2 protein-coding genes are annotated in these 6,430 nt (G+C 70.0%); both read left to right on the top strand.

Annotation, left to right across the window (positions count from 1 at the left end; translation table 11 throughout):
- Positions 1-416: 416 nt before the first annotated feature.
- Positions 417-5,363 (top strand): NAD-glutamate dehydrogenase, encoded by a 4,947-nt coding sequence (locus tag AB8Z36_RS27860; RefSeq protein WP_369216142.1) that lies wholly within the window; start codon positions 417-419, stop codon positions 5,361-5,363.
- A 313-nt stretch (positions 5,364-5,676) separates the two neighbouring features.
- A partial coding sequence (locus AB8Z36_RS27855) for a polyprenol monophosphomannose synthase (protein ID WP_369216141.1) occupies positions 5,677-6,430 on the top strand: 754 nt, incomplete at its 3' end.

Genomic DNA, 6,430 nt, shown 5'->3' with positions numbered 1-6,430 from the left:
GGCGGGGCCCTGATCGCGCAAGAGCGGGACTGTGCAGACTGTCCATGTTCGGGCCCAGCTTTTGTACACATACGGCTCATGACGGCTTCCGGGTGCGGAGCGATAGCCTTGACCCGTGATCAGCGCGATATCCCGCGGGGGCATGGACGCCCCCGCCCTGCGCCCGGGACACACGGACGACATCCGTGCCCGGGCCCTCGCTGACGCTTCTTCGCGGTACGGCCGACCGAGCCAACCCAGCCATCCGTCAGCGAAACCACCGGAACCAGTGAAATCGCTGAAAATGGCGGAAAGCCGTCCGCTCTTCTTTCACCGCGGCATAACGTCGATTCCGGCCGGAGACCCCGCGCCGCGGCGTTACGTCACATCACTTCCTTCTACGTCACGCAACGGCGCGCGACAGGAGTCAGAGGACAATGCAGACCAAGCTGGACGAAGCCAAGGCCGAGCTGCTCGCGCGGGCCGCCCGGGTAGCTGAGAACAGCCCGGTCGGGGGGCGCCTACCGAGCGGTGCACCGACCGGGACGACGAGCGGGGCCACGCCGGACCAGGACACGGCTCTCGCGTTCCTCCAGCGCTACTACCTGCACACCGCCCCGGAGGACCTCGCCGACCGCGACCCGGTCGACGTCTTCGGAGCAGCCTTCTCGCACTACCGGCTCGCCGAGAACCGGCCCCAGGGGACGGCCAACGTGCGGGTCCACACCCCGACGGTCGAGGAGAACGGCTGGACGTGCAGCCACTCCGTCGTCGAGGTGGTCACCGACGACATGCCCTTCCTCGTCGACTCCGTCACGAACGAGCTCTCCCGCCAGGGCCGTGGCATCCACGTCGTCATCCACCCCCAGGTGGTCGTACGCCGTGACGTGACCGGCAAGCTCCTTGAGGTCCTGCCCGGCGACGCGGGCGGCGAGCGTCCGCACGACGCGCTCGTGGAGTCGTGGATCCACGTCGAGATGGACCGCGAGACCGACCGCGCCGACCTGAAGCAGATCACCGCCGATCTGCTGCGCATCCTCTCCGACGTGCGCGAGACGGTCGAGGACTGGGAGAAGATGCGCGACGCCGCGCTGCGCATCGCCGACGAGCTGCCCGGCGAACCCACCGCCGGTGACCTGCCCGAGCAGGAGGTGGAGGAGGCCCGCGAGCTGCTGCGCTGGCTCGCCGACAACCACTTCACGTTCCTGGGCTTCCGCGAGTACAACCTCACGGACGACGACTCCCTCGCGGCCGTCCCCGGCACCGGCCTCGGCGTCCTGCGCGCCGACCCCCAGCACGACGGCGACGACCACCACCCGGTGAGCCCGTCCTTCAACCGGCTGCCCGCCGACGCCCGAGCCAAGGCCCGTGAGCACAAGCTCCTCGTCCTGACCAAGGCCAACAGCCGGGCGACCGTCCACCGCCCCAGCTACCTCGACTACGTCGGCGTGAAGAAGTTCGACGCCGAGGGCAACGTGGTCGGTGAGCGCCGCTTCCTCGGCCTCTTCTCGTCCGCCGCGTACACCGAGTCCGTGCGGCGGGTGCCCGTCATCCGGCGCAAGGTGCAGGAGGTCCTCAAGGGCGCCGGGTTCTCGGCCAACAGCCACGACGGGCGCGACCTGCTCCAGATCCTGGAGACCTACCCCCGCGACGAGCTCTTCCAGACGCCCGCCGACGAGCTGCGGTCCATCGTGACGAGCGTGCTCTACCTCCAGGAGCGCCGCCGACTGCGGCTCTACCTGCGCAAGGACGAGTACGGACGCTACTACTCCGCCCTGGTCTACCTCCCGCGCGACCGCTACACCACCGGCGTCCGGCTGCGGATCATCGACATCCTCAAGGAGGAGCTGAACGGCGCGAGCGTCGACTTCACCGCCTGGAACACGGAGTCGATCCTCTCCCGTATCCACTTCGTCGTGCGCGTCCCCAAGGGCGGCGAGGTCCCCGACCTCTCCGACGCCGACGTCGAGCGCATCGAGGGGCGGCTCGTGGAGGCCGCGCGCTCCTGGGCCGACGGCTTCGCCGAGGCGCTGACCGCCGAGTGCGGCGAGGAGCGCGCCGCCGAGCTGATCCGCCGCTACGGCCACGCCTTCCCCGAGGGCTACAAGGCCGACCACACCCCGCGCGCGGCCGTCGCCGACCTCCAGCACCTGGAGCAGCTCGGCCACGGCGACAAGGACTTCGCGCTCTCCCTGTACGAGCCGGTGGGCGCGGCCCCCGGCGAGCGCCGCTTCAAGATCTACCGCTCCGGCGGCCAGGTCTCCCTCTCCGCCGTGCTCCCGGTGCTCCAGCGGCTCGGCGTCGAGGTCACCGACGAGCGCCCGTACGAACTGCGCTGCGCCGACCGCAGCCACGCGTGGATCTACGACTTCGGGCTTCGCATGCCCAAGGCGCCCGGCAACAACGGCGACTATCTCGGCGACGACGGCCGCGACCGCTTCCAGGAGGCCTTCGCCGCCGCCTGGACCGGCGAGGCCGAGGTCGACGGCTTCAACTCGCTGGTGCTGCGCGCGGGCCTCGGCTGGCGCCAGGCGATGGTGCTTCGCGCGTATGCCAAGTACCTGCGCCAGGCCGGTTCGACGTTCAGCCAGGACTACATGGAGGACACCCTCCGCAACAACGTCCACACCACGAGGCTGCTCGTCTCGCTCTTCGAGGCGCGGATGTCGCCGGACCGCCAGCGCGCGGGCACCGAGCTGACCGACGGGCTCCTGGAGGAGCTGGACGGCGCGCTCGACCAGGTGGCGAGCCTGGACGAGGACCGCATCCTGCGGTCCTTCCTCACCGTCATCAAGGCGACGCTGCGCACCAACTTCTTCCAGGAGGCCGAGGGCGGCAAGCCGCACAGTTACGTCTCCATGAAGTTCGACCCGCAGGCCATCCCCGACCTGCCCGCGCCCCGCCCCGCGTACGAGATCTGGGTGTACTCACCCCGTGTCGAGGGCGTGCATCTGCGCTTCGGCAAGGTCGCGCGCGGCGGTCTGCGCTGGTCCGACCGGCGCGAGGACTTCCGTACCGAGATCCTCGGCCTGGTCAAGGCGCAGATGGTCAAGAACACCGTCATCGTGCCCGTCGGCGCCAAGGGCGGTTTCGTCGCCAAGCAGCTCCCCGACCCCTCGGTGGACCGCGACGCGTGGCTCGCCGAGGGCGTGGCCAGCTACAAGACGTTCATCTCGGCGCTGCTCGACATCACCGACAACCTGGTGGGGGGCGAGGTCGTGCCCCCGGCGGACGTCGTGCGCCACGACGAGGACGACACCTACCTGGTGGTCGCCGCCGACAAGGGCACGGCGACGTTCTCCGACATCGCCAACCAGGTCGCCGAGTCGTACAACTTCTGGCTCGGCGACGCCTTCGCCTCCGGCGGCTCCGCCGGATACGACCACAAGGGCATGGGCATCACCGCCCGCGGCGCCTGGGAGTCCGTCAAGCGGCACTTCCGCGAGCTCGGCACCGACACCCAGTCCGAGGACTTCACGGTCGTCGGCGTCGGCGACATGTCCGGTGACGTGTTCGGCAACGGCATGCTGCTCTCCGAGCACATCCGCCTGGTCGCCGCCTTCGACCACCGGCACATCTTCATCGACCCCAAGCCGGACGCCGCGACCTCCTACGCCGAGCGGCGCCGCCTCTTCGAGCTGCCCCGCTCCTCGTGGGCGGACTACGACAAGGAGCTGCTCTCCGCGGGCGGCGGGATCTTCCCCCGCTCCGCCAAGGCGATCCAGCTCAACGGCCACATCCGCGCGGCGCTCGGCATCGAGGGCAACGTCGCCAAGATGACCCCGGCCGACCTGATGCGCGCCATCCTCCAGGCCCCCGTGGACCTGCTGTGGAACGGCGGCATCGGTACGTACGTGAAGTCGTCGGCGGAGTCCAACGCCGACGTCGGCGACAAGGCCAACGACGCCATCCGCGTCAACGGCGCCGAACTGCGCGTCAAGGTCGTCGGCGAGGGCGGCAACCTCGGTCTGACCCAGCTCGGGCGCATCGAGTTCGCGCGCGACGGCGGGCGCATCAACACCGACGCCATCGACAACAGCGCGGGCGTGGACACCTCCGACCACGAGGTGAACATCAAGATCCTGCTCAACGCGGTGGTGGCCAACGGCGACATGACCGTCAAGCAGCGCAACAAGCTGCTCGCCGAGATGACCGACGAGGTCGGGCACCTGGTGCTGCGCAACAACTACGCGCAGAACACCGCCCTCGCCAACGCCGTCGCCCAGTCGCCGTCCCTGCTCCACGCCCACCAGCGCTTCATGCGCAGGCTCGGCAAGCAGGGCCACCTGGACCGGAGCCTTGAGTTCCTGCCCAACGACCGGCAGATCCGCGAGCTGCTCAACTCCGGGCGCGGGCTCTCCCAGCCCGAGCTGGCCGTGCTCCTCGCCTATACGAAGATCACGGCCGCCGACGAGCTGATCCAGACGTCGCTGCCGGACGACCCCTACCTCCAGCGGCTGCTGCACGCCTACTTCCCGAAGGCGCTGCACGAGCGGTTCCCCGAGCAGGTCGACGGGCACGCGCTGCGCCGCGAGATCGTCACGACTGTCCTGGTCAACGACACGGTCAACACCGGTGGCTCGACCTTCCTGCACCGGCTGCGGGAGGAGACAGGGGCCTCCCTGGAGGAGATCGTGCGGGCGCAGCTCGCCGCCCGTGAGATCTTCGGCCTCAACAAGGTCTGGGACGCGGTCGAGGCGCTGGACAATGTCGTCGCCGCCGACGTCCAGACCCGGGTGCGGCTGCACTCCCGCCGACTGGTCGAGCGCGGCGCGCGCTGGCTGCTCAACAACCGGCCGCAGCCGCTCCAGCTCGCCGAGACCATCGGCTTCTTCAGCGAGGGCGTCGCCCAAGTCTGGGACGAGCTGCCGCAGCTTCTGCGCGGCTCGGACTCGGAGTGGTACCAGGGCATCCGCGACGAGCTGACCGGCGCGGGCGTGCCCGACGAGCTGGCCCAGCGCGTCGCCGGGTTCTCCTCGGCGTTCCCGGCGCTCGACATCGTGGCCGTCGCCGACCGGATGGGCAAGGACCCGATGGCCGTCGCCGAGGTCTACTACGACCTCGCCGACCGGCTGCGGATCACCCAGCTCATGGACCGCATCATCGAGCTGCCGCGGGCCGACCGCTGGCAGTCCATGGCGCGTGCCTCCATCCGCGAGGACCTGTACGCGGCACACGCCGCGCTCACCGCCGATGTGCTCGCCGCGGGCAACGGCGAGTCCACGCCGGAGCAGCGCTTCAAGGCCTGGGAGGAGAAGAACGCCCCGATCCTGAGCCGGGCGCGGACGACCCTGGAGGAGATCCAGAGCTCGGACTCCTTCGACCTGGCCAACCTGTCGGTCGCGATGCGGACCATGCGCACGCTGCTGCGCACGCACTCGTAGCGGCGTCGGGCGGTAAGCGCCGAAAAGGCGGTAAGCGCAGAGGGGAAGGGGGCGCCCCGGGCCTTGTGGCTCGGGGCGCCCCCTTTTTTCCGTGTCTCGCCCCCTTGCCGTGTCTTTCGTGGCGTGCGCAACGCGGGTGTGCGCCGTGGCGTCTTCGGTAGGGCCTTGGTTGGCTGCCTGAGTGGCGCGGAATGGGTGATGAGATTCGCCATACCGCATCAATTCGGGCATTTGGGCTAAGGTTGGTGAGATTGTCTGACGGAGGTACGAGATCCGCAGCGCGACGACCACGGACCACCGAAGGGCTTGAGTCATGAGCGTGAACACCCCTGAGAACCTCGGCGAGGAACTCGCCGCGCGGCTGCCCGAGTCCTGGGCCGCCACCCCGATGACCGTGGTCATGCCCACGTACAACGAGGCGGGCAGCCTGCCCGGCATGGCCGAGGCCCTGATGGCGCTCCCGCTGCCGGGCCTGCGGCTCCTCGTCGTCGACGACTCAAGCCCCGACGGCACGGGCGCCATCGCCGAGCGCTTCGCCGAGCGGTACGGCAGCGCCCGGATGAGCGTGCTGCACCGCACCGAGAAGGACGGCCTCGGCCGGGCCTACGCGGCCGGGATGGCCCAGGCCGTCGCCGATGGCGCGCACTACGTCCTCCAGATGGACGCCGACGGCAGCCACCCCGCCGCCAAGGCCGCCGAGCTGCTCGGCGTCGCGCTCGCCACCGACGCGGGTGTCGTCGTCGGCAGCCGGTACGTCCAGGGCGGCACGCTCTCCGCCGCGTGGGGCGCCCACCGCAAGCTGCTCTCGCGCTGGGCCAATGTCTACGCGGGCGCGATCCTCGGCACCCGCGTCCGCGACATCACCGGCGGCTTCAACCTCTGGCGCGCGGACGCGCTGCGCGCCATCGACCTCGCCTCCGTGGACAGCGCGGGCTACAGCTTCCAGGTCGAGATGAAGTACCGGGCGCTGCGGCGCGGCTTCGGCGTCATGGAGGTGCCGATCCACTTCGAGGACCGCGTGGTCGGCGAGTCGAAGATGAACCTCATGGTGCAGCTGGAGTCCATCG

The sequence above is a fragment of the Streptomyces flavofungini genome (assembly GCF_041028215.1).
Lineage (GTDB): Bacteria > Actinomycetota > Actinomycetes > Streptomycetales > Streptomycetaceae > Streptomyces > Streptomyces flavofungini_B.
Note: the sequence above shows the minus strand (reverse complement) of the source record. Positions and strands in the feature narration are given on the sequence as shown.

Excerpts from the sequence above, each read along its gene's own strand:
- AB8Z36_RS27860 (WP_369216142.1), top strand. The coding sequence starts at position 417 with ATGCAGACCAAGCTGGACGAAGCCAAGGCCGAGCTGCTCGCGCGGGCC.